Here is a 21206-nt window from a genome sequence, read left to right as displayed (position 1 = left end):
CACGTTGTTTCCGTCAAGGGACGAGTTCCAGCTGCGAGGAGGAGTAAGCACACGTGGACGCCGAGCTGACCAACAAGAGCCGGGACGCCATCAACGCGGCCACCGACAGGGCCGTGAAGGACGGGCACCCCGACCTCACCCCCGGGCACCTGCTGCTCGCGCTCCTGGCGGGTGAGGACAACGAGAACATCACCGACCTGCTGGCCGCCGTCGAGGCCGACCAGGCCGTGGTGCGCGCGCAGACCGAGAAGCTGCTCGGGGCCCTGCCCAGCGTCACCGGCTCCACCGTGGCCCCGCCGCAGCCCAACCGTGAGCTGCTGGCCGTCATCCAGGACGCGGCGCAGCGGGCGAAGGAACTGGGCGACGAATACCTCTCCACCGAGCACCTGCTCATCGGGATCGCCGCGAAGGGCGGGCGTGCCGGTGAGATCCTCGACGGGCAGGGTGCCAGTGCGAAGAAGCTGCTGGCCGCATTCGAGACGAGCAGGGGAGGGCGTCGCGTGACCACACCCGACCCGGAGGGCCAGTACAAGGCCCTGGAGAAGTTCGGCACCGACTTCACGGCCGCCGCGCGCGAGGGCAAGCTGGACCCGGTCATCGGCCGCGACCAGGAGATCCGCCGCGTCGTGCAGGTGCTGTCGCGCCGGACGAAGAACAACCCGGTGCTCATCGGTGAGCCCGGCGTCGGCAAGACCGCCGTCGTCGAGGGGCTCGCCCAGCGCATCGTCAAGGGCGACGTCCCCGAGAGCCTGAAGAACAAGCGGCTGGTCTCCCTGGACCTCGGCGCGATGGTCGCGGGCGCGAAGTACCGCGGCGAGTTCGAGGAGCGCCTGAAGACCGTCCTCTCCGAGATCAAGGAGAGCGACGGCCAGATCATCACCTTCATCGACGAGCTGCACACCGTCGTCGGCGCCGGCGCGGGCGGCGACTCCGCCATGGACGCGGGCAACATGCTCAAGCCGATGCTGGCCCGCGGCGAGCTGCGCATGGTCGGCGCGACCACGCTCGACGAGTACCGCGAGCGGATCGAGAAGGACCCCGCCCTGGAGCGCCGCTTCCAGCAGGTGCTGGTCGCCGAGCCGTCCGTCGAGGACACCATCGCCATCCTCCGCGGTCTCAAGGGCCGTTACGAGGCCCACCACAAGGTCCAGATCGCGGACTCGGCGCTCGTCGCCGCCGCCACGCTCTCCGACCGTTACATCACCTCCCGCTTCCTCCCCGACAAGGCCATCGACCTGGTCGACGAGGCCGCCTCCCGGCTCCGTATGGAGATCGACTCCTCGCCGCTGGAGATCGACGAACTCCAGCGCTCCGTCGACCGGTTGCGCATGGAGGAGCTGGCGCTGAAGAACGAGTCCGACGCCGCCTCCAAGCAGCGCCTGGAGAAGCTGCGCCGCGACCTCGCCGACAAGGAGGAGGAGCTGCGCGGCCTCAACGCCCGCTGGGAGAAGGAGAAGCAGGGCCTCAACCGGGTCGGTGAGCTGAAGGAACGGCTCGACGAGCTGCGCGGCCAGGCCGAACGAGCCCAGCGTGACGGCGACTTCGACGCTGCCTCCAAGCTGCTGTACGGGGAGATCCCGGGGCTGGAGCGGGAGTTGGAGGAGGCCGCCGAGGCCGAGCAGGAGGCCTCCAAGGACACCATGGTCAAGGAGGAGGTCGGCCCGGACGACATCGCGGACGTCGTCGGCGCCTGGACCGGCATCCCGGCGGGGCGGCTGCTGGAGGGCGAGACCCAGAAGCTGCTGCGGATGGAGAGCGAACTGGGCAAGCGGCTGATCGGGCAGAGCGAGGCCGTGCAGGCCGTCTCCGACGCCGTACGCCGTACGCGCGCCGGGATCGCCGACCCCGACCGGCCCACCGGGTCCTTCCTCTTCCTCGGCCCCACCGGCGTCGGCAAGACCGAGCTGGCCAAGGCGCTCGCGGACTTCCTCTTCGACGACGAGCGGGCCATGATCCGCATCGACATGAGCGAGTACGGCGAGAAGCACAGCGTCGCCCGCCTCGTCGGCGCCCCGCCCGGTTACGTCGGCTACGAGGAGGGCGGCCAGCTCACCGAGGCCGTCCGCCGCCGCCCGTACAGCGTCGTCCTCCTGGACGAGGTGGAGAAGGCCCACCCCGAGGTCTTCGACATCCTGCTCCAGGTCCTCGACGACGGCCGGCTCACCGACGGCCAGGGCCGCACGGTGGACTTCCGCAACACCATCCTCGTCCTCACCTCCAACCTCGGCAGCCAGTTCCTGATGGACCCCCTGGTCAAGCCCGAGGTCAAGAAGGAGCAGGTGCTGGAGGTGGTGCGGGCCTCCTTCAAGCCGGAGTTCATCAACCGGCTGGACGACCTGGTGGTCTTCTCGGCGCTCTCCGGCGACGAGCTGGCCCACATCGCCAAGCTCCAGGTCGACCGCCTCGCGGCCCGGCTGGCCGACCGGCGGCTCACCCTCGACGTCACCCCCGAGGCGCTGGCCTGGCTCGCCCAGGAGGGCAACGACCCGGCGTACGGGGCGCGCCCCCTGCGCCGCCTCATCCAGACGGCGATCGGCGACCGGCTCGCCAAGGAGATCCTCTCCGGCGAGATCCGGGACGGCGACACCGTACGGGTGGACCGGGCCGAGGACGGCCTGATCGTCGGCCCGGCCTCGTAACAGCCGGACACGGACCTTCACAGAGTGTGCGAACGGACCCGCACGGCCCCCCTCCGCCCCCGCCGCGTGTCAGCTTGTGGCGGATAGGGGCCGTGCGGGCTTGCCATGCCCCGCCCGCCATGGGAGAGGATGGCCGCAACCGCACGAAGGGAAATAACGGTGAGCATCGATCCGTCCTCGATTCCTAATTTCGGGGGCCAGCCCGAACCGCAGGCGGCAGGACCGGAGGGCCCCGTCGTCCCTGACCAGGACCTCGTCAAGCAGCTCCTCGACCAGATGGAGCTCAAGTACGTCGTCGACGACGAGGGTGACCTCGCCGCGCCGTGGGAAGAGTTCCGGACGTACTTCATGTTCCGGGGCGAGGACGAGCAGCAGGTCTTCTCGGTCCGCACGTTCTACGACCGCCCGCACGCGCTCGATCTGCGTCCGGTCCTCCTGGACGCCATCGACGACTGGAACCGCCGCACCCTGTGGCCCAAGGTCTACACCCACGCCCACGAGGGCGAGGAGGGCGAGGCGGGCTCCGTCCGGCTGATCGGTGAGGCGCAGATGCTCATCGGCACCGGCGTCAGCCTGGAGCACTTCGTCTCCTCGACGGTGAGCTGGGTGCGCGCCTCGATCGAGTTCGACAAGTGGCTCATCGAGCGCCTCGGCCTCACGCCGGCCGAGGAGAAGACGGACACCGAGGGCGCCTAGCCTCCTCCGGTCCACCCACGGCAGCGGCCCGGGCGGCGGTCACCATGACCGCCGCCCGGGCCGTCTCCGTACCGAAGGCGCCTACCCGAGCCGCCGCAGCCGCTCCACCGCCTCCTCCAGCACGTCCTCGCGCTTGCAGAACGTGAACCGGACCTGGCTGCGGCCCGCCTCCGGATCGTCGTAGAAGACCGAGACCGGGACGGCGGCCACCCCGCAGCGCTCCGGGAGCGCCCGGCAGAAGGCGTAGGCGTCCTCCTCGCCGAACGGGGAGATGTCGGTGGTGACGAAGTACGTCCCCTCCGGCTCGTAGACCCGGAAGCCCGCGCTCCGCAGCCCCTCCGCGAGCAGATCGCGCTTGCGGTGCATGGACGCGCGGAACTCCGTGAAGAACGTGTCGGGCAGCTGGAGCGCCTCCGCGATCGCGTACTGGAGCGGGCCCCCGCTCACGAACGTCAGGTACTGCTTCGCCGAGCGCACCGCCGTCACCAGGGGCGCGTCGCCCGTCACCCAGCCGATCTTCCAGCCGGTGTACGAGTACGTCTTGCCGGCCGACGAGATGGAGACCGTCCGCTCGCGCATCCCGGGCAGGGCGGCGATCGGGTGGTGGGAGCCCTCGAACACGAGGTGCTCGTACACCTCGTCGGTGACCACCAGCAGGTCGTGCTCGACCGCCAGGGCCGCGATACCGCTCAGCTCCTCGGGGGTGAGGACCGTGCCGGTCGGGTTGTGCGGCGAGTTGAGGAGCAGGAGGCGGGTGCGCGGGGTGATCTTGGCGCGCAGCTCGTCCAGGTCCGGGCGGAAGGTGGGGGCGCGCAGCGTGAGCGGGACGCGTACGCCGCCCGCCATGGCGATGCACGCGGCGTACGAGTCGTAGTACGGCTCGAACGCGATGACCTCGTCGCCCGGCTCCACCAGCGCCAGCAGCGAGGCGGCGATCGCCTCGGTGGCTCCGGCGGTCACCAGGACCTCGGTGTCGGGGGACCAGGTCAGGCCGTAGAACCGCTTCTGGTGGTCGGCCACGGCGGTACGCAGCTCCGGGATGCCGGGGCCCGGCGGGTACTGGTTGCCGTGCCCGGCGCGCAGCGCCCGGACCGCCGCCTCCCGGATCTCCTCGGGACCGTCGGTGTCGGGGAAGCCCTGGCCGAGGTTGATCGAGCCGGTCCGCGCGGCCAGCGCGGACATCTCGGCGAAGATCGTCGTGCCGAAGCCGGCGAGGCGGCGGTTGAGCAGCGGTCGTCCCTGTGTCATGGGCGCCATCCTGTGCCCAAGCTCTGGAGTTGCTCAAGTCTGCTTTGGCCCGCCCGCGCCGGGGGGATCCCCCTGTCACGAAGGAACAGAGAAGGAACAGAGGCAGACAGCAGACAAGGGAAACCGGGAAGCGACGGGGGAACCGCGCTTCGGGGGAGAGAAAGGCGGGTGAGGGCATGACTGCCTTCATAACGGTGCTGGTCGGTGTGGGGATTCTCTTCGTGCTGATGGTGGTGCTGGTGCGGGTGACCAGGGTCAAGAAGGGACCGTACGCGGCGCGTGCCCGGCGGAGGTCCGCCGGGGACGGTGCGGCGGCGGGCGGCGGTGGCTGGTGGGCAGGGGGCCACGGTGGCGGCGGGGGATCATCCTGCAGCTCCTCCTCCGGCCACTCGTGCGGCGGCGGATCGTCCTGCGGTGGTGGCGGGGGCGGCTGCGGCGGGGGCAGCTGAGCGGGGCCGGGAGGCCGTAACCGTCACCGACAGTGACTCAGGGCCGGGCGCCCGGAGGGGTGAACTCCCTTCGGGCGCCCTGTCGTTGAGCCACGCAGAGGGAAGTGGCTGAACAGTTGAACCGGGCTGCCCCCGGGGGAATGGAAACCACGTCAAGTTGGGTAAAAACGCTGCGAGTGCGGCGTACTTCGTGATTCCCTCGTTGAAGAGAATATTCAGCCCTCGGACCCCAGTTGGACCAGATCGGGCGCTCCCCTCCTCCCACGCGCATGCCCAGGGGGCGCCCGCTGTCCATGTGTCCATGTGTGTTTGCGGAGCCGACCCATGCTCACCACCCTCCAGACGGCCTATTCCGATACCCGCGCCGCCGACCTGGCCTGGACCCTGGGCCGGGAGCCGCTCCCCGCCCTCGCCGTCCTCGACCTCCAGCTCGGCGGTGCCGAACTCCAGTTGAGGCTCCTCGGCGCCTCCCACCAGGTCCTCCTCCAGGAGGACCGCGGGGTCTGCTCCGAGACCGTTGCCTGCATGCCGGGCAGCAGCACCCCTCTCCCGCTCGGTGTCGCCGAGCGGCTCGGCGACTGGGAGTACGAGTTCGCCGCCCGCGTCGAGACCCTGACGCAGGGCCAGTTCGCGGGGCGGGCGCAGGAGCTGCTCGCGCTCGTGAGCGACCACCCGCACGGCCTGGCGGGCACCTTCCCCGGCAGCCCGTACGCCTTCACGGCGATGCTCGCCCAGCGCATCGAGGGCCAGGTGCGGTGGCGCACCTGGCACGCGTACCCGCAGGAAGGGCAGTTGGTGGTCACCCGGACCCGGGTGGGGGTGCGCATCCCGGCGCCCGCGGTCTGATTCCCGCTTTCCGCGCGACAGGAGGTGCGGCCGAGGGGCGGGTGCCCCCGGCCGCTCCACTTGCACCCTTGTGGGTGACAAGCGGCGACCGGGCAGTGACGTAGCGTTCGCAGCATGATCGACCAGCAGGTGTCGCTGCGAGGGGGCGCGGCGCGGCTTCCCGTACGGCCGAGGACCGGCCGGTTCCTCGTGCTGGCCGCCGTCTTCGTCTGCGCGGCCTGCGGTCTCGTCTACGAGCTGGAACTGGTCGCGCTCGCCTCCTACTTGATCGGTGACTCGGTCACCCAGGCCTCCGTCGTGCTCTCCGTGATGGTCTTCGCGATGGGCATCGGCTCCCTCCTCGCGAAACGTTTACGCTGCCACGCCGCCGTCGGGTTCGGGCTGATCGAGGCGGCCCTCGCGCTGATCGGCGGCTCCTCGGCGCTCGTGCTGTACGCGTCGTTCGCCTGGCTCGGTGAGTCGCAGTACGCGCTGGTCGGGTTCTCGCTGGCGATCGGGGTGCTGATCGGGGCGGAGATCCCGCTGCTGATGACGCTGATCCAGCGCGTCGACCGGCAGGACGCGGGCGGGGCGGTGGCCGACCTCTTCGCCGCCGACTACGTGGGCGCGCTCGTCGGCGGGCTGGCCTTTCCCTTCCTGCTGCTGCCGATGCTGGGGCAGCTCACCGGAGCGCTCCTGACGGGCGCGGTCAACGCGGCGGCGGGCGGGGCGCTGGTCCTGTGGGTGTTCCGGCGCGACCTGACCCCCGGCTCCCGCCGGCTCCTCGTCGTGGTCAACGTCTCGGTGATCGCCGTCCTCGCGACCGCCACGGTCCTGGTCGACGACTTCGAGCAGGCGGCGCGGCGGGCGGTCTACGGGGACCAGGTGCGGGTCGCGGTGCAGACCGGGGTGCAGGAGGTCGTCCTGACCGGGACCGACCGTGACTCCCTCGGCCTCTACCTGGACGGCCGGCTCCGGGTCAGCGCCCGCGACGAGCACCGGTACCACGAGGCGCTGGTCCACCCGGCGATGGACGGGCCCCGAGCCCGCGTCCTCATCCTGGGCGGCGGCGACGGGCTCGCCGCCCGCGAGGTCCTCCGTTACGGGGACGTCCGCTCGGTCACCCTCGTCGAGATCGACCCCGCCGTCACCCGACTGGCCCGCACCGACCCCGCCCTCTCCGAGCTCAACGGCCACGCCTACCGCGACCCGCGCCTCACCGCCGTCGGCGCGGACGCCTTCACCTGGCTGCGGGCCGACCACCACCGCTACGACGTGGTCATCTCCGACCTGCCGGGCCCGGGGATCACGGCCAGTACGAAGCTGTACTCCGCCGAGTTCTACGGGCTGATCGCCGAGGCCCTGGCCCCCCGTGGCCGCCTCGTGGTGCACGCGGGCCCGCCGGAGGTCCGGCCCCGGACCTTCTGGACGGTGGAGGCCTCGGTACGGGCCGGAGGCCTCGCGACCCGCCCGTACCGCATCCCGGGCCGCCCCTCCGGCCACCCTTCCGGCTTCACCGCGAGCCCCGACCGTCTCGGCGCCGGGGGCCGGCCCCCGGAGGGCTGGGGCTTCGTCCTGGCGGCGGCCGGGCCGGTGGGGGAGCCGGGGCTGGGCGCCGGAGCGCCCGTACCGCGCTCGCTGGGGGAGGCGGAGCTACGGGAGGGGGCCCGGGCGGCCGACGGACTGCGGCTGCCGGGGCAGGTGCCGTCCACGCTGATCCACCCGCGCTACTGGGAGGAGACGTGAGAGGGGGTGTGAGGGGACGTGAGGGGGCCGTGAGGGTGGGGGCTCGCATGCCGGTCGGGCGGGTGGAAGCCCTGACGCGCGGGCCGGGGGCGATTAGGCTCGGTCGGTATGGAGCATCAGGTGTTCGTTCCGGTCCCGGTCCCGGCCCTGCGGCGCACGCTGGGCGACCCCGCCCGGGTCGCCCGCTGCGTCCCGGGGATCCAGCAGGACGCCGACGCGTCGGCCTCGCCGCTGGCGGGCCGGCTGAAGTTCCGGGCGGGCGGCCACACCATCACGTACCGGGGCGAGCTGAGGCTTTCCGGCCCTGGCTCGGAGGACGGCCGGTTCTCGGTGACCGGGGAGGGCGTGGAGGCCCGGGGGGCCGGTGCGGTGAAGCTGGCCCTGACCATCGGCCTCACGGAGACGGACGGCGGGACGACCCTCGCGTACAGCGGTACGGCGAGCGGCGACGGCCGGCTGGCCGAGCTGGAGGAGGGCGCCGCGCTCGCGGCGGCCCAGCGGCTCCTGGACCGCTTCACCCAGCAGCTGGTGACGGAGACGCTGGCCGCGCACGGGGAGACCGGTGCGGGGGGCGGCGGCTCGGACGAGGGCGGTGCGGAGGACGTGTCGGCCGAGGGGCTTGAGGGGGACGTCGAGGCGGCGGCGGGCGACGACGCTGCGGAGAGCGAACAGGCTTCCGCCGGTACGGAAGCCGGTGCTGGGGCTGGTGCCGGTACCGATGCAGACGCCGGTGCCGCCGATGAGCTCCTGGAACCCGCCGAGCCCGCCTCCGTATTCGACTCGCCCGTTCCCCCGCCCGCCCTCGACCCGGTCGCCGGAGTGGAGTTCACCGTCCCGGACGAGCCGCCCGCCGAGGCCGCGCACGCCCGCCGCACCATGATCGGCCGCAGTGCGGAGGAGGTCGACCACGCGCCCCCGCGCGGCCGGTACGCCCCCGTGCCCTCGCCGGACGCGGGCGGGGCGAGCACCACCCTGCGCTGGGTCGCCCCGGCCGCCGCCCTCGCGCTGGCCTCCGCCGTGGTGCTGAGCCGGGCGTTGCGGCGCCGTAGGTAGCGGCCGGATCCGGCCCGACCGGCAGGACACTCCCCCGGCCCGCCAGTAGGGTCGTCGGGTGAGCAGCAGCGAAGAGAGCACCCGTAGCGAAGAGAGCGTCAGGCTGAGTGCCGACGACGCCGAGTTGACCGTCGACCCCTTCCACGGCTGCCGGATCAGCAGCCTCCGGATCGGCTCCACCGAACTGCTGCGCCAGGGCGAGCGGTACGGCTGCTTCCCGATGGTGCCCTGGTGCGGCCGTACCGGGTACGGGCAGTTCCGCAACGGCGACGCCCTCCACCAACTGCCCCTGAACTCTCCGCCGCACGCCATCCACGGCACCGGCCGGGACACCGCCTGGCGGACCGCCCACGTGGACAAGGCGCAGGCGGCCTTCTACTACGACCTCGCCGAGCCCTGGCCGTACGAGGGCCGGGTGACCCAGACCTTCGAGCTGACCGAGGACACCCTGACGCTCGGCCTCGCCGTCGAGACGTACGGCACCTCCTTTCCTGCCCAGGCGGGCTGGCACCCCTGGTTCCACCGCAACCTCGGGGGCCGGGACGCCGAGCTCTCCTTCGACGCGGCCTGGCAGGAGGAGCGCGGCGAGGACCACCTGCCGACCGGCCGCCGCATCGACCCCGTACCGGGTCCGTGGGACGACTGCTTCGGGATGCCCGACGGCGTGGACGTGAAGCTCACCTGGCCGGAGCAGCTGGAGCTGACGGTCAAGAGCCGCAGCGAGTGGGTCGTGGTCTACGACGAGCAGGACGAGGCGGTCTGTGTGGAGCCGCAGTCCGGGCCGCCGAACGGGCTCAACACCGCGCCCCGGCTGGTCACCCCGATCGATCCGCTGGAGATCACGACGACCTGGAGCTGGACGCGGCTCTGAGGCGGGGCGTGCTCCGGGGGTTTCGGGCTGCGCTTACCCTCGTGTCCATGACTGACGTACGCGCTGACCTGCTCCAGCAGATCAAGGACAAGGCCGTGGTGCACGGCAAGGTGACCCTCTCCTCGGGTCTGGAAGCCGACTGGTACATCGACCTGCGCCGGATCACGCTGGACGGCAAGGCCGCGCCGCTGGTCGGCCAGGCCATGCTCGACGCCACCGCCGAGCTGGACTACGACTGTGTCGGCGGGCTGACGCTCGGCGCCGACCCGGTCGCCACCTCGATGCTGCACGCCTCCGCCGCGCGCGGGAAGAGCCTGGACGCGTTCGTCGTCCGCAAGGCACAGAAGGCGCACGGGATGCAGCGCCGGATCGAGGGCACCGACGTGAAGGGCCGCCGCTGCCTGGTCGTCGAGGACACCTCCACCACCGGCGGTTCGCCGCTGACCGCCGTCGAGGCCGTACGGGAGGCGGGCGGCGAGGTCGTCGCCGTCGCCGTGATCGTCGAGCGGGGTGCCGCTCCGGCCATCGCCGAGGCCGGTCTCCCGTACGTGCAGGTCTACTCGGTGGCCGACCTCGGTCTCGCCTGAGCATTCCCTGAGCACCACCTGAGCCATAGCGGACCCGGCGGACTGTTTCACGTGAAACCGGGTCCGCCGGGTGGAGCCGGATGGCGAGTCTGGGAAGATGGGGGCGACGATGACGTCGCCCCCAGGTCAGGGACTCATAGCCTGCACACCCGCACATCCCAAGGAGCGGTCAGATGCCCATCGCAACCCCCGAGGCTTACGCCGAGATGCTCGACCGGGCAAAGGCGGGCAAGTTCGCCTACCCGGCCATCAATGTCACCTCGACGCAGACCCTGCACGCGGCTCTGCGCGGCTTCGCGGAGGCCGAGAGCGACGGCATCGTCCAGATCTCCACGGGCGGTGCGGAGTTCCTGGGCGGCCAGTACAACAAGGACATGGTCACGGGCGCTGTCGCCCTGGCCGAGTTCGCGCACATCGTCGCCGCCAAGTACGACGTCACCGTCGCGCTGCACACGGACCACTGCCCCAAGGACAAGCTGGACGGTTACGTACGTCCGCTGCTCGCCGTCTCCGCCGAGCGCGTCGCCAAGGGTCTGAACCCGCTGTTCCAGTCCCACATGTGGGATGGCTCGGCCGAGACCCTCGCCGACAACCTGGCCATCGGCCAGGAGCTGCTGGCCCAGGCCGCCGCCGCCAAGATCATCCTTGAGGTCGAGATCACCCCGACCGGCGGTGAGGAGGACGGCGTCACGCACGAGATCAACGACGAGCTGTACACGACCGTCGACGACGCGCTGCGCACCGCCGAGGCGCTCGGCCTGGGTGAGAAGGGCCGCTACCTGCTGGCCGCCTCCTTCGGCAACGTCCACGGCGTCTACAAGCCGGGCAACGTCGTGCTCCGCCCGGAGCTGCTGAAGGACCTCCAGTCGGGCGTCTCCGAGAAGTACGGCAAGCCGGCCGGCAGCCAGCCGTTCGACTTCGTCTTCCACGGCGGCTCGGGCTCCACCGCCGAGGAGATCGCCACCGCGCTGGAGAACGGCGTCGTGAAGATGAACCTCGACACCGACACCCAGTACGCCTTCACCCGCCCGGTCGCGGACCACATGTTCCGCAACTACGACGGTGTCCTGAAGGTCGACGGCGAGGTCGGCAACAAGAAGACCTACGACCCCCGCACCTGGGGCAAGGCCGCCGAGGCGGGCATGGCCGTGCGCGTCACCGAGGCGTGCGCGAACCTGCGCTCCACGGGTACGAAGCTGAAGTAAGCAGTACACGAGTGCTGAAGTAAGCAGTACACGAGTACGGATGTACGGCCTCGGGCCCGGTCCTCCTTCAGGGGGCCGGGCCCGTCGCTGTGCCGAGAGAAGGAGGGCCCGCCGTGGCCGCGCTGTACGACTTCGACACCGCCATCGACCGCCGGGGCACCTGGTGCATCCAGTGGGACGGGGTCGCGGACCGGTTCGGGGTCGACGGGCTGCTCCCGTTCACCATCTCCGACATGGACTTCGCCACCGCCCCCGAGGTGCTCGCCGCGCTGCGGGCCCGGCTGGACCACGGCGTCTTCGGCTACACCACCTGGCAGCAGGACGACTTCCGCTCGGCCGTCGCGCACTGGTACGCCACCCGGTACGGCACCGAGATCGACACCGGACAGCTCGTGTACGGCCCGTCCGTGCTCAGCCAGCTCTCCCAGCTCCTCCAGATGTGGACGGCCGAGGGGGACGGGGTCGTCGTCCACACCCCCACGTACGACGGTTTCCGCAAGGCCATCACCGGGCTCGGGCGGGAGCTGCGCGGGGTGCCGGTGGGGGACGAGGAGGCGTTGGTACGGGAGCTGGCGCGGCCGGACGCGAAGGTGCTGGTGCTGTGCTCGCCGCACAACCCGACGGGCCGGGTGTGGACGGGCGCCGAGCTGACCCGGATGGCGGAGCTGGCGGAACGGTACGGGGTGGCGGTCGTCAGCGACGAGATCCATGCGGACTTCGTGCACGAGGGGGACGTCCATGTGCCGTGGACCCAGGTCGCCGGCGAGGGCCGTTGGGCGCTCATCTCGTCCGGGTCCAAGGCCTTCAACTTTCCGGCGCTGACCGGTTCGTACGGGCTGATCGGCGATCCGGCGGACCGGGCGGAGTTCCTGCGGCGGATGGAGACGGCGGAGGGGCTCGCCTCCCCGGCGGTGCTGTCGCTGACCGCGCACATCGCGGCGTACCGGGAGGGCGGGCCGTGGCTGGACGCGGTGCGGGCGTATGTGGCGGGGAACCTGGGTTACGTCGCGGAGCGGCTCGCCACCGGCCTCCCCGAGCTGGGGTGGGAGCCGCCGCAGGCCGGGTACCTGGCGTGGATCGACCTGCGGGCGGCGGGGGTGGACGACGCGGAGTTGCAGCGGGTGCTGGTGGAGCGGGAGCGGGTGGCGATCATGGGCGGCGCGGTCTACGGGGCGCCGGGGTTCGTGCGGCTGAACGTGGGGTGCCCTCGGGCGAAGGTGGAGCGGGGGGTGGAGGCGCTGATCCGGGCGGTGGGGGCGGCCAAATCCAGCCCCTCCGGCGTTTGAGGAGCGGGGGTACGGGGGCAGCGCCCCCGTGACGCGAGCGCGGAGTGCGCGGAGGGGCGCCACGGGGCAAGCTGGCCCCATGGCTGCTGCCTCCGCCCCCGGGGAGATCCGGGTCGCCTCCCCCGTCGGGCGCTGGGTCGTGCTGACCACCGTGCTCGGGTCCGGCATGGCGATGCTCGACTCCACCGTCATCAACGTCGCCCTGCCCCGCATCGGCGCGGACCTCGACACCGATCTGGCCGCGCTCCAGTGGACCGTCAACGCGTACATGCTCACGCTCGCCGGGCTGATCCTGCTCGGCGGGGCGCTCGGCGACCGGTACGGGCGGCGGCGGGTCTTCGTCGTGGGGATCGTGTGGTTCGCGCTGGCCTCGCTGCTCTGCGGGATCGCGCCGAACGCGGGCGTTCTCATCGCCGCGCGGGCTCTGCAAGGGGTGGGCGGCGCGCTGCTCACGCCGGGGTCCCTCGCGCTCATCCAGGCCAGCTTCCATCCCGACGACCGGGCGCGGGCCGTGGGGCTCTGGTCCGGGTTCGGCGGGGTCGGGGCGGCCGTGGGGCCGTTCGTGGGCGGGTGGCTCGTGGACGGGCCCGGCTGGCGGTGGGTGTTCCTGCTCAACCTGCCGCTCGCCGCGATCTGCGTGCCCGTCGCCCTCCGCCACGTACCGGAGTCGCGCGATCCGGCGGCGCACGGCCGGTTCGACGTGCTGGGGGCCGCGCTCGGGGCGTTCGCGCTGGCCGGGGTGACGTACGCGCTGATCGAGGCGCCGGAGCAGGGGGCCTCGCCGCTCGTGATCGGGGCGGCGCTCGGCGGGGTGCTGCTCGGGGTGGCGTTCGTGCTGGTGGAGCAGCGGCGGGCGGATCCGATGCTGCCGCCGTCGATCTTCCGCTCCCGGCTGTTCACCTCGGTCAACCTGGTGACGTTCTGCGTCTACGCGGCCCTCGGCGGCTTCTTCTTCCTCTCCGCGATCCAGCTCCAGGTGGTTGCCGGGTACTCGGCGCTGGGGGCCGGTACCGCGCTGCTGCCCACCACCGTCCTGATGCTGCTGTTCTCCGCCTGGTCGGGGGAGCTGGGGCGGCGGATCGGGCCGCGTATCCCGCTGACGGTGGGGCCGCTGCTGGCCGCCGCCGGGATGCTCCTGATGCTGCGGGTGGGGCCGGGCAGCGCGTCCTTCGGCGGGTACGTGAGTGAGGTGCTGCCCGCCGTCACGGTGCTGGGCGCCGGGCTCGTCGTGGTCGTGGCCCCGCTCACCGCGACGGTCCTGGCCGCCGTGGACACCGGGCGGGCCGGTCTGGCCAGCGGGATCAACAACGCGGCCGCCCGGGCCGCCGGCCTGATCGCGGTGGCCGCGCTGCCGCTGCTCGCCGGGATGGGCCCGGAGGCGTACCGGGACGCGGGCGAGTTCGCGGCGACCTTCCGGCGGGCGATGCCGATGTGCGCCGGGCTGCTGGTGCTGGGCGCGGTCATCGCCTGCTGGACCGTGCGCACCCCACCGGTCGCCGCCGCCGAGCGGAAACGGGCGGAGGAGCGGCCCGAGTGCACCGTGCACTGCGGGATCGTGGCCCCGCCGCTGGAGCCCGAGCGGGCGCGGGAGGCCAGGCGGTGAGCCCGCCTCCGCGCGGGGCGAGCGGTGAGCCCGCCCCCAGGTGTCCGGAGCGCGCGCCGTGAGCCGTCTTCCGGCCACCGGAACGGGCGCGGGAAGGCGGGCGGTGAGGTGTCACCCGCGTCCCGGTCCAGGCACACTTGATCCATGTCCATCCACGAGAACCTTCTCGGGGGCCCCGCCCCGACCCATCTGCCCGACGACCCCGAGCCGCGAGAGCTGCTCGCCGCCGGTACCCCGCCCGCCGAGGTCGCCGCGAAGTACCCCACCTCCTCGCTCGCCTGGGCGCAGCTCGCCGACGAGGCGTACGAGGGCGGCCGGGTCATCGAGTCGTACGCGTATGCCCGTACCGGCTACCACCGCGGCCTCGACTCCCTGCGCCGGGCCGGCTGGAAGGGCCACGGCCCCGTACCGTTCGAGCACGAGCCGAACCGCGGCTTCCTGCGCGCCCTGCACGCCCTGGCGCGGGCCGCCGGGGCCATCGGGGAGACCGAGGAGCACGAGCGCTGCTCGACCTTCCTGCGCGACTCCTCGCCGACCGCCGCCGACATCCTCAGCTGACCTTCTCGGCGCTCCCCGCCCAAGCGAGCCGGGCGGGGAGGCGCTTAGTATGCGAGCAGGGGACCGGAGCTCCATCACCTCACGGAAGGGGCGGACCGCTACCCGGAAGCTCGTGTCGAGGAGACAGCGATGTCGACGAATCACCCCGACCCCGAAGCCACCGGTGCGGACACCCCGCACCTCGACTTCGCGGGAACGACTCCGTACGAGGACTATGTCCAGGCGGATGTCCTGACCCACCTCCAGCACCTCCGCTCGGACGACCCCGGCGAGATGGTCTTCCTGGTCACCACCCAGGTCATGGAGCTGTGGTTCACGGTCATCGTCCATGAGTGGGAGACCGCCACCCGCGCCCTGCGCGAGGACCGCATACCGGTCGCCCGCGACGCCCTGAAGCGTTCGCTGCGCGAGCTGGAGGCGCTCAACGAGTCCTGGCGGCCGCTCGCGGGACTCACCCCCGCCCAGTTCAACTCCTACCGGGGCTCGCTCGGCGAGGGCTCCGGGTTCCAGTCCGCGATGTACCGGCGGATGGAGTTCCTGCTCGGCGACAAGTCCGCCTCCATGCTGGTGCCGCACCGGGGCGCGCCCCGGGTGTACGCCGAGCTGGAGAAGGCGCTCGGGGAGCCCAGCCTGTACGACGAGACGCTCGCCCTGCTGGCCCGCCGCGGGTACGCGATCCCCGAGGCCGTCACCACCCGCGACCTGACCCAGCGGTACGAGCCGTCGCCCGAGGTCGAGGCGGTGTGGGCGGAGATCTACTCCGCCGCCGACCAGAACGACGAGCTGGTCCGCCTCGGTGAGCTGCTCACGGATGTCGGCGAGCTCGTCTGGCGATGGCGCAACGACCATCTCGTCGCCACCCGCCGCGCGATGGGCTCCAAGACCGGTACCGGCGGTTCCGCCGGGGTGGCCTGGCTGGAGAAGCGCGCCACGAAGAACGTGTTCCCGGAGCTGTGGACGGCGCGCAGCCATGTCTGAGACCTCGCGTGACACCTTCCGTGACGCCTCGCCTGACGCCTCCCGTGAGACGTTCCGTGAGCGGGCGCTGAAGCTCGACGCCGCCGACCCGCTCGCCGCACAGCGCGAGCTCTTCGCCCTCGACGACGGCGTCTACCTCGACGGCAACTCGCTCGGCGCCCTGCCCCTCCACGTCCCCGCCCGGGTGCAGGACGTCCTCACCCGCCAGTGGGGCGAGCTGCGCATCCGGTCCTGGGGCGAGAGCGGCTGGTGGACCGCGCCCGAGCGGATCGGCGACCGGATCGCCCCGCTCGTCGGGGCCGCCGCCGGGCAGATCGTCGTCGGTGACTCGACCAGCGTGAACGTCTTCAAGGCCGTCGTCGCGGCCACCCGCCTCGCGTCGCTCGCGGGCGGGGGACGCGACGAGATCCTGGTTGACGCCACGACGTTTCCCACGGACGGGTACATCGCCGCCTCCGCCGCCCGGCTCACCGGCCACCGGATCGTGCCGGTCGACCCCGCCGACGTACCGTCCGCGCTCGGGGACCGTACGGCCGCCGTCCTCCTCAACCAGGTGGACTTCCGCACGGGGAGGCTGCACGACCTGCCCGGTCTGACCGCCGCCGTCCACGCGGCCGGCGCGATCGCCGTCTGGGACCTCTGCCACAGCGCGGGCGCCCTGCCGGTCGGTCTGGACGAGCACGGGGTGGACCTGGCGGTCGGCTGCACCTACAAGTACCTGAACGGCGGCCCCGGTTCGCCCGCGTACCTGTATGTCGCCGAGCGCCACCAGGCCGCCTTCGACTCCCCGCTGCCGGGGTGGAACTCGCACGCCGACCCGTTCGGCATGACCCCCGACTACGCCCCGGCGGACGGCTCCGTACGGGGCCGGGTCGGCACGCCCGACATCGTCTCCATGCTCACGCTGGAAGCGGCGCTGGACGTGTGGGACGGGGTCTCCGTGGACGCCGTCCGGGCCAAGTCGCTGGCGCTGACGGACTTCTTCCTGGAGTGCGTCGAGGCGTACGTACCGGAGGGCCGGGTCGTCTCCGTCACCCCGGTCGCGCACGCCGAACGCGGCAGCCAGGTCGCCCTGCGCTGCGCCGAGGCCGAGCCCGTGATGCGGCGGCTCATCGAACGGGGTGTGGTGGGCGACCTGCGGCGGCCCGATGTGCTGCGGTTCGGTTTCACTCCGCTGTACGTGGGGTTCGCCGACGCGGAACGGGCGGCGCGGGTCCTGGCCGAGGTGCTGGAGGAGACCCGGCAGGCCTGACGAGCCGTCAATGCGTGTGCGACCGGGCGGGGACGGTGCCGATCACTGGTACCGTCCCCGCAGGTCAACCCAGTTGGGCACCTGACGCAGGCACAGGGCACAGGCGCCTGGCACAGGCACAGGACACAGGCATAGGACGGTTGAGCAGCATGTCGGATTCTGCCGCGCGTGATCGGGACGACGCCGAGACCGAGTCGGCGCTCGCGCATCCGGTGGTCGCCCCCGACCGGACCGCCGCCTACGGCGACCACCCCGACCAGGTCATCGACTTCTACGCCCCGCGCGACGGCCGCACCGCCGCCCCCCTCGTCGTCCTGCTGCACGGGGGCGCCTGGCGGGCCCCCTACGACCGGGCGCACGTCTCCCCGCTCGCGGACTTCCTGGCCCGGCGGGGGTTCGCCGTGGCGAGCGTGGAGTACCGGCGCGGCGGTGAGGGGAGCGGCCAGGGGCAGGAGCCCGGCGCGGACCCTGTCGCCGGGCGCTGGCCGGAGACCTTCGACGACGTGGCCGCCGCCCTCGACGCCGTACCGGCCCTGGCCGCCCGGGAGCTGCCGGAGGCCGACGTCCGCCGGATCGTGGTCACCGGGCACTCCGCCGGCGGGCACCTCGCGCTCTGGGCGTCGGCGCGCCATGTGCTGCCCGAGGGGTCGCCGTGGCACCTGCCCGCCCCGCCGCCGCTGCGCGGGGTCGTCGCGCTGGCCCCGATCGCGGACTTCGCCACGGCGGTGGAGCTGGGGGTGTGCGGCGGTGCGGTCACCCAACTCCTGGGGGAGGAAGGGGAGTCGGCGGACCGTACGGCCCAGGCCGATCCCACCGCCCTGCTGCCCACCGGGATCGCCACCGCGATCGTGCACGGTGAGGAGGACATCGTCGTCCCGCTGGCCGTCTCGGAGGCGTACGTCGACGCGGCGGCGAAGTCCGGCGAGATGGTCGGGCTCACCCTGCTCGGCGATGTCGGGCACTTCCCGCTGATCGACCCGGCCGCCGACGCCTGCGCGATCGTGGCGGAGGAGATCACGCAGCTGGCGTGGTGAGGTCCCCCCGATACGTCGTTCCTCGCGGACAGAAGCTGACCGCAAGGGTCCCTAGGTTGGTTGTTGCCGGACCGAACGGCCGGACTGAACGGCCGGACCGAACGGCTGGACCGAACGGCCGGACCTGACGAAGGAGACCCGCAATGACGATCCTGGTGACCGGAGCCACGGGAACGGTCGGCCGTCGAGTGGTCGAGCAACTGCTGGAGCGCGGCGAGCCCGTCCGGGCCGTGACGCGCGACCCGGCGCGTGCGGAGTTCCCGGGGGGTGTCGACGTCGTCCGCGGTGACCTCGCCGACCCGGCGTCGCTGGAGAGCGCGCTGGAGGGCGTGACCGGGCTGCACCTGATCACCTTCGACGGCGGCCTCTTCGCCCCGCTGACGACCGGCGAGGAGATCATGGAGCGGGCCCGCGCGGCGGGGGTGCGCCGGGTGACCGTGCTCAACGGCGGCGGGGAAACCCCGATGGAGACCGCGGTACGGGGGAGCGGGCTGGCGTGGACGGTCGTCATGCCGGTCGAGTTCATGGCGAACGCCCTGGAGTGGGCGCCCGACATCAAGGCCGAGGGCGTCGTCCGCGAGCCCTTCGTCGGCCGGCTGAGCGCGATGGTCCACGAGTCCGATATCGGTTCGGTCGCGGCGACGGCGCTCACCGAGGACGGCCACGGCGGCCAGGTGTACCTGATCACCGGACCGCAGGCGCTGACCGTCGGCGACAAGGTGGCGGCCATCGCGGCGGCGCGGGGCCAGGAGATCGAGCTGGTGGAGCTCACCGAGGAGGAGGCGCTCACCGGCTGGCGGGCCAAGGGGATGCCTGAGGACGTCATCGCGTTCCTGATCGAGGTCTACCGGGACACCCCGCCGGAGGGGAAGACCGTGATCGACACCGTCGAGAAGGTCACCGGGCGGCCGGCGCGGACGTTCGCGCAGTGGGCCGGGGAGAACGCGGAATTCTTCCGTCCGTAGAGGGTCGGGGAGCGTGCCGGGGCGGTCTCGGGGCGGCGTCGGGGGGCGCCGCCCCGGGGCGTGAGTAGGGCGTGTAGTCCTTGAGAGGGATGCCCCGGAATCACCATCGATAGGGACGACCCGTACTCCGCGGCCGCCTACCGTGGAAACGTGACCGAGACCCAGACGAAGACCAGTAGCCCGGAGATCCGGGCCGCCGCCGGCGCGATGGACGGCCTGCGGGAAGACCTCATCCGCCCCGTGTTCGCCTACCGCCCGCTGCCGCCCCTCTCGCCCGAGGGGCGGTTCATACGCCGGCTGCCCGACGGGCTGAAGCGGGCCGTCGTCTGGACCCCGCACGCGCTGGTGCTGTTCGCCGCCTTCATCGTGATGATGGCCGGGTTCGCCGACTGGCACTTCCGCCTCTTCATGGGGCTGGTGCCCGCGATCGCCGTCGCGATGACCCTGGTCAGGCCGATCGCCGCGTTCTGGGCCTCCTGGATCGCCACCCTCTTCTGCGCGCTGCTGGGCAGCGACGGGCTGTGGGGGCCCAGCGCCTTCATGGCGCAGGCGGTGGTCATGGTGGTCGTGGCGGCCCGGACCCGGCCCCGTACGGCGCTCTGGATGTGGCTGCTGACGCTGCTGTTCGGGGTGGTGCTGGAGGGCGGTGACCCGTCCATCACCGCGCCCATGGCCGTCCTGACCGCCTTCGCCCTGCTCGTCGTCACCGTCTTCCAGGTCCGGCGCGCCGCCGAGCAGGAGGTCCGCGACGCCGAGCGCGAGATCACCGTGCAGCGCACCGTCACCGCGGTCGAGCGCGACCGGCGCACGCTGCTGGAGGAGCGCACCACCATCGCCCGCGAGCTGCACGACGTGGTCGCCCACCACATGTCGGTCGTCGCGATCCAGGCGGAGGCCGCCCCCTACCGGGTGGAGAACCCGCCGCCCGAGCTGGAGCAGGCCTTCGTCACCATCCGGGAGAACGCGGTGGCGGCCCTCACGGAGCTGCGCCGCGTCCTCGGGGTCGTCCGCGCCGAGGACTACGAGGCCCCGGACGCCCCGCAGCCCACGCTCGCCGTCCTCGACGGGCTCCTGGACAACGTCCGCGAGACGGGCCTGGAGACGGAGAAGGTGATCACGGGGGCCGTCCGCGAGCTGCCCCAGGGCGTCGAGCTGTCGGCGTACCGGATCATCCAGGAGGCCCTCAGCAACACCCTGCGGCACGCGCCGGGCGCCACCGCCCGGGTCGAGATCTCGTACGTGCTCGGCGGGATCGGGCTGCGGATCGTCAACGGGCCGCCCAGGGGTCTGGTCAAGCCGTCGCCGGGGGCCGGGCACGGGATCACCGGGATGCGGGAGCGGGTGGCGATGCTGAACGGCGCCATGACGGCCGCGGCGGCGGAGGACGGCGGGTACGAGGTCGCGGTGTTCCTGCCCGTGCCGCCGGCGGAGAGCGAGCCGGACGAGCGGGACGACCGGGGCGACCGGGGTGCCGTGGCGGAGACGCTCGTCATCGAACGGGACGGCGGCGCATGAGCGACACCGACATCCGGGTCCTGATCGTCGACGACCAGATGATGGTCCGCGAGGGCTTCTCCGTCCTGCTCAACGCGATGCCCGGGATCACCGTCGTGGGGGAGGCGGTGGACGGCCGGCAGGCCGTCGCCCAGGTCGCCGCCCTGCGCCCGGACGTGGTCCTGATGGACATCCGGATGCCCGAGATGAACGGCATCGAGGCGACCCGCGAGATCGTCGCGCAGGACGCGGACGCCAAGGTGCTGGTCCTGACGACGTTCGACCTGGACGAGTACGTGTACCAGGCGCTGCGGGCCGGAGCCTCGGGCTTCCTCCTGAAGGACGCCTCGGCCCGGCAGCTCGCGGACGGCGTACGGGTGGTGGCCTCGGGCGAGGCGCTGCTCGCGCCGACCGTCACCCGGCGGCTGATCACCGAGTTCTCCAAGCTCGCGGAGACCCCGCGGCCGCCCGCCCTCGCCCGGATCGGGGACCTCACGGAGCGGGAGACGGAGGTGCTCGTCCTGATCGCGCAGGGGCTCTCCAACGCGGAGATCGCCTCGCATCTGATCGTCGCGGAGTCCACGATCAAGACGCATGTGAGCCGGATCCTGGTGAAGCTGGGGCTGCGCGACCGGACGCAGGCGGCGGTGTTCGCGTACGAGGCACGGCTGGTCACGCCGGGGTAGAGGCCGGGGCAAGGGGCGGTGCGGGCCCCCT

19 protein-coding genes are annotated in these 21206 nt (G+C 72.4%); 18 read left to right on the top strand and 1 reads right to left on the bottom strand.

From position 1 onward, the window contains the following. The first annotated feature begins 53 nt into the window (after positions 1 to 53). Both clpB and IF17_RS0126920 read left to right on the top strand, forming a co-directional pair. Entirely contained in the window at positions 54 to 2639 is a 2586-nt protein-coding gene (gene clpB / locus IF17_RS0126925; RefSeq protein WP_030570996.1) for an ATP-dependent chaperone ClpB, read from the top strand. A gap of 159 nt (positions 2640 to 2798) precedes the next feature. Next, on the top strand, positions 2799 to 3335 hold the full coding sequence (locus tag IF17_RS0126920; RefSeq protein ID WP_030570993.1) for a type III secretion system chaperone family protein: 537 nt from the start codon (positions 2799 to 2801) through the stop codon (positions 3333 to 3335). An 81-nt stretch (positions 3336 to 3416) separates the two neighbouring features. On the opposite strand, the gene IF17_RS0126915 is transcribed toward IF17_RS0126920, so the two are convergent. After that, positions 3417 to 4583, bottom strand: a complete 1167-nt coding sequence (locus IF17_RS0126915; RefSeq protein ID WP_032772659.1) for a pyridoxal phosphate-dependent aminotransferase — start codon at positions 4581 to 4583, stop codon at positions 3417 to 3419. A gap of 176 nt (positions 4584 to 4759) precedes the next feature. Between IF17_RS0126915 and IF17_RS1000000138090 the strand changes: the two genes are divergently transcribed. From IF17_RS1000000138090 to IF17_RS0126840, 16 genes are all read left to right on the top strand, one after another. Beyond that, complete coding sequence (locus IF17_RS1000000138090; RefSeq protein ID WP_078616050.1) at positions 4760 to 5032, top strand: hypothetical protein; 273 nt, start codon at positions 4760 to 4762, stop codon at positions 5030 to 5032. Between the two features lie 324 nt (positions 5033 to 5356). Beyond that, a complete protein-coding gene (locus IF17_RS0126910) occupies positions 5357 to 5878 on the top strand; it encodes a DUF2617 family protein (RefSeq protein ID WP_030570987.1) in 522 nt (173 codons plus the stop codon). A 114-nt stretch (positions 5879 to 5992) separates the two neighbouring features. Beyond that, positions 5993 to 7603: a polyamine aminopropyltransferase gene (locus tag IF17_RS0126905; RefSeq protein ID WP_030570984.1), complete on the top strand. Its 1611-nt coding sequence runs from the start codon at positions 5993 to 5995 to the stop codon at positions 7601 to 7603. Between the two features lie 108 nt (positions 7604 to 7711). Then, entirely contained in the window at positions 7712 to 8656 is a 945-nt protein-coding gene (locus tag IF17_RS0126900; RefSeq protein WP_030570982.1) for an SRPBCC domain-containing protein, read from the top strand. A 58-nt stretch (positions 8657 to 8714) separates the two neighbouring features. Further along, positions 8715 to 9527: an aldose epimerase family protein gene (locus IF17_RS0126895; RefSeq protein ID WP_030570979.1), complete on the top strand. Its 813-nt coding sequence runs from the start codon at positions 8715 to 8717 to the stop codon at positions 9525 to 9527. Positions 9528 to 9574: 47 nt separating this feature from the next. Continuing rightward, a complete protein-coding gene (pyrE, locus tag IF17_RS0126890) occupies positions 9575 to 10114 on the top strand; it encodes an orotate phosphoribosyltransferase (protein ID WP_018514123.1) in 540 nt (179 codons plus the stop codon). Between the two features lie 173 nt (positions 10115 to 10287). Next, positions 10288 to 11319, top strand: coding sequence for a class II fructose-bisphosphate aldolase (fbaA, locus tag IF17_RS0126885; protein WP_018514124.1), 1032 nt, complete (start codon positions 10288 to 10290; stop codon positions 11317 to 11319). Positions 11320 to 11432: 113 nt separating this feature from the next. Beyond that, positions 11433 to 12605, top strand: coding sequence for an aminotransferase class I/II-fold pyridoxal phosphate-dependent enzyme (locus IF17_RS0126880; protein WP_030570974.1), 1173 nt, complete (start codon positions 11433 to 11435; stop codon positions 12603 to 12605). Positions 12606 to 12684: 79 nt separating this feature from the next. Beyond that, on the top strand, positions 12685 to 14208 hold the full coding sequence (locus IF17_RS0126875; protein WP_030570971.1) for an MFS transporter: 1524 nt from the start codon (positions 12685 to 12687) through the stop codon (positions 14206 to 14208). A gap of 144 nt (positions 14209 to 14352) precedes the next feature. Further along, entirely contained in the window at positions 14353 to 14766 is a 414-nt protein-coding gene (locus IF17_RS0126870) for a DUF3151 domain-containing protein (RefSeq protein ID WP_018514127.1), read from the top strand. A gap of 129 nt (positions 14767 to 14895) precedes the next feature. After that, positions 14896 to 15744, top strand: coding sequence for a tryptophan 2,3-dioxygenase family protein (locus IF17_RS0126865; RefSeq protein WP_030570964.1), 849 nt, complete (start codon positions 14896 to 14898; stop codon positions 15742 to 15744). Beyond that, positions 15737 to 16996: a kynureninase gene (gene kynU / locus IF17_RS0126860; RefSeq protein ID WP_030570961.1), complete on the top strand. Its 1260-nt coding sequence runs from the start codon at positions 15737 to 15739 to the stop codon at positions 16994 to 16996. The genes IF17_RS0126865 and kynU overlap by 8 nt, the downstream gene beginning before the upstream one ends. Before the next feature lie 149 nt (positions 16997 to 17145). After that, on the top strand, positions 17146 to 18030 hold the full coding sequence (locus IF17_RS0126855; RefSeq protein WP_030570958.1) for an alpha/beta hydrolase family protein: 885 nt from the start codon (positions 17146 to 17148) through the stop codon (positions 18028 to 18030). 143 nt (positions 18031 to 18173) lie between these two features. Then, positions 18174 to 18995 carry an NAD(P)H-binding protein gene (locus IF17_RS0126850; RefSeq protein ID WP_030570955.1) on the top strand — a complete coding sequence of 274 codons (822 nt, stop codon included), beginning with the start codon at positions 18174 to 18176 and terminating at the stop codon, positions 18993 to 18995. Positions 18996 to 19145: 150 nt separating this feature from the next. Further along, positions 19146 to 20510 carry a sensor histidine kinase gene (locus IF17_RS0126845; RefSeq protein WP_030570952.1) on the top strand — a complete coding sequence of 455 codons (1365 nt, stop codon included), beginning with the start codon at positions 19146 to 19148 and terminating at the stop codon, positions 20508 to 20510. Next, a complete protein-coding gene (locus tag IF17_RS0126840) occupies positions 20507 to 21175 on the top strand; it encodes a response regulator (protein WP_030570949.1) in 669 nt (222 codons plus the stop codon). The genes IF17_RS0126845 and IF17_RS0126840 overlap by 4 nt, the downstream gene beginning before the upstream one ends. The last annotated feature ends 31 nt before the right edge of the window (positions 21176 to 21206 follow it).

The sequence above is a fragment of the Streptomyces cyaneofuscatus genome, from assembly GCF_000718135.1.
GTDB lineage: Bacteria > Actinomycetota > Actinomycetes > Streptomycetales > Streptomycetaceae > Streptomyces > Streptomyces cyaneofuscatus.
The sequence above is the reverse complement of the archived record's forward strand: the minus strand, read 5'-3'. Positions and strand labels throughout refer to the sequence as shown.

What these genes read in the sequence shown, in the direction of transcription:
- IF17_RS0126915 (WP_032772659.1), bottom strand. Translation starts at nt 4,583, where the DNA reads ATGACACAGGGACGACCGCTGCTCAACCGCCGCCTCGCCGGCTTCGGC.
- IF17_RS1000000138090 (WP_078616050.1), top strand. Translation starts at nt 4,760, where the DNA reads ATGACTGCCTTCATAACGGTGCTGGTCGGTGTGGGGATTCTCTTCGTG.
- IF17_RS0126910 (WP_030570987.1), top strand. Translation starts at nt 5,357, where the DNA reads ATGCTCACCACCCTCCAGACGGCCTATTCCGATACCCGCGCCGCCGAC.
- IF17_RS0126905 (WP_030570984.1), top strand. Translation starts at nt 5,993, where the DNA reads ATGATCGACCAGCAGGTGTCGCTGCGAGGGGGCGCGGCGCGGCTTCCC.
- IF17_RS0126900 (WP_030570982.1), top strand. Translation starts at nt 7,712, where the DNA reads ATGGAGCATCAGGTGTTCGTTCCGGTCCCGGTCCCGGCCCTGCGGCGC.
- pyrE (WP_018514123.1), top strand. Translation starts at nt 9,575, where the DNA reads ATGACTGACGTACGCGCTGACCTGCTCCAGCAGATCAAGGACAAGGCC.
- fbaA (WP_018514124.1), top strand. Translation starts at nt 10,288, where the DNA reads ATGCCCATCGCAACCCCCGAGGCTTACGCCGAGATGCTCGACCGGGCA.
- IF17_RS0126875 (WP_030570971.1), top strand. Translation starts at nt 12,685, where the DNA reads ATGGCTGCTGCCTCCGCCCCCGGGGAGATCCGGGTCGCCTCCCCCGTC.
- IF17_RS0126870 (WP_018514127.1), top strand. Translation starts at nt 14,353, where the DNA reads ATGTCCATCCACGAGAACCTTCTCGGGGGCCCCGCCCCGACCCATCTG.
- IF17_RS0126865 (WP_030570964.1), top strand. Translation starts at nt 14,896, where the DNA reads ATGTCGACGAATCACCCCGACCCCGAAGCCACCGGTGCGGACACCCCG.
- kynU (WP_030570961.1), top strand. Translation starts at nt 15,737, where the DNA reads ATGTCTGAGACCTCGCGTGACACCTTCCGTGACGCCTCGCCTGACGCC.
- IF17_RS0126855 (WP_030570958.1), top strand. Translation starts at nt 17,146, where the DNA reads ATGTCGGATTCTGCCGCGCGTGATCGGGACGACGCCGAGACCGAGTCG.
- IF17_RS0126850 (WP_030570955.1), top strand. Translation starts at nt 18,174, where the DNA reads ATGACGATCCTGGTGACCGGAGCCACGGGAACGGTCGGCCGTCGAGTG.
- IF17_RS0126840 (WP_030570949.1), top strand. Translation starts at nt 20,507, where the DNA reads ATGAGCGACACCGACATCCGGGTCCTGATCGTCGACGACCAGATGATG.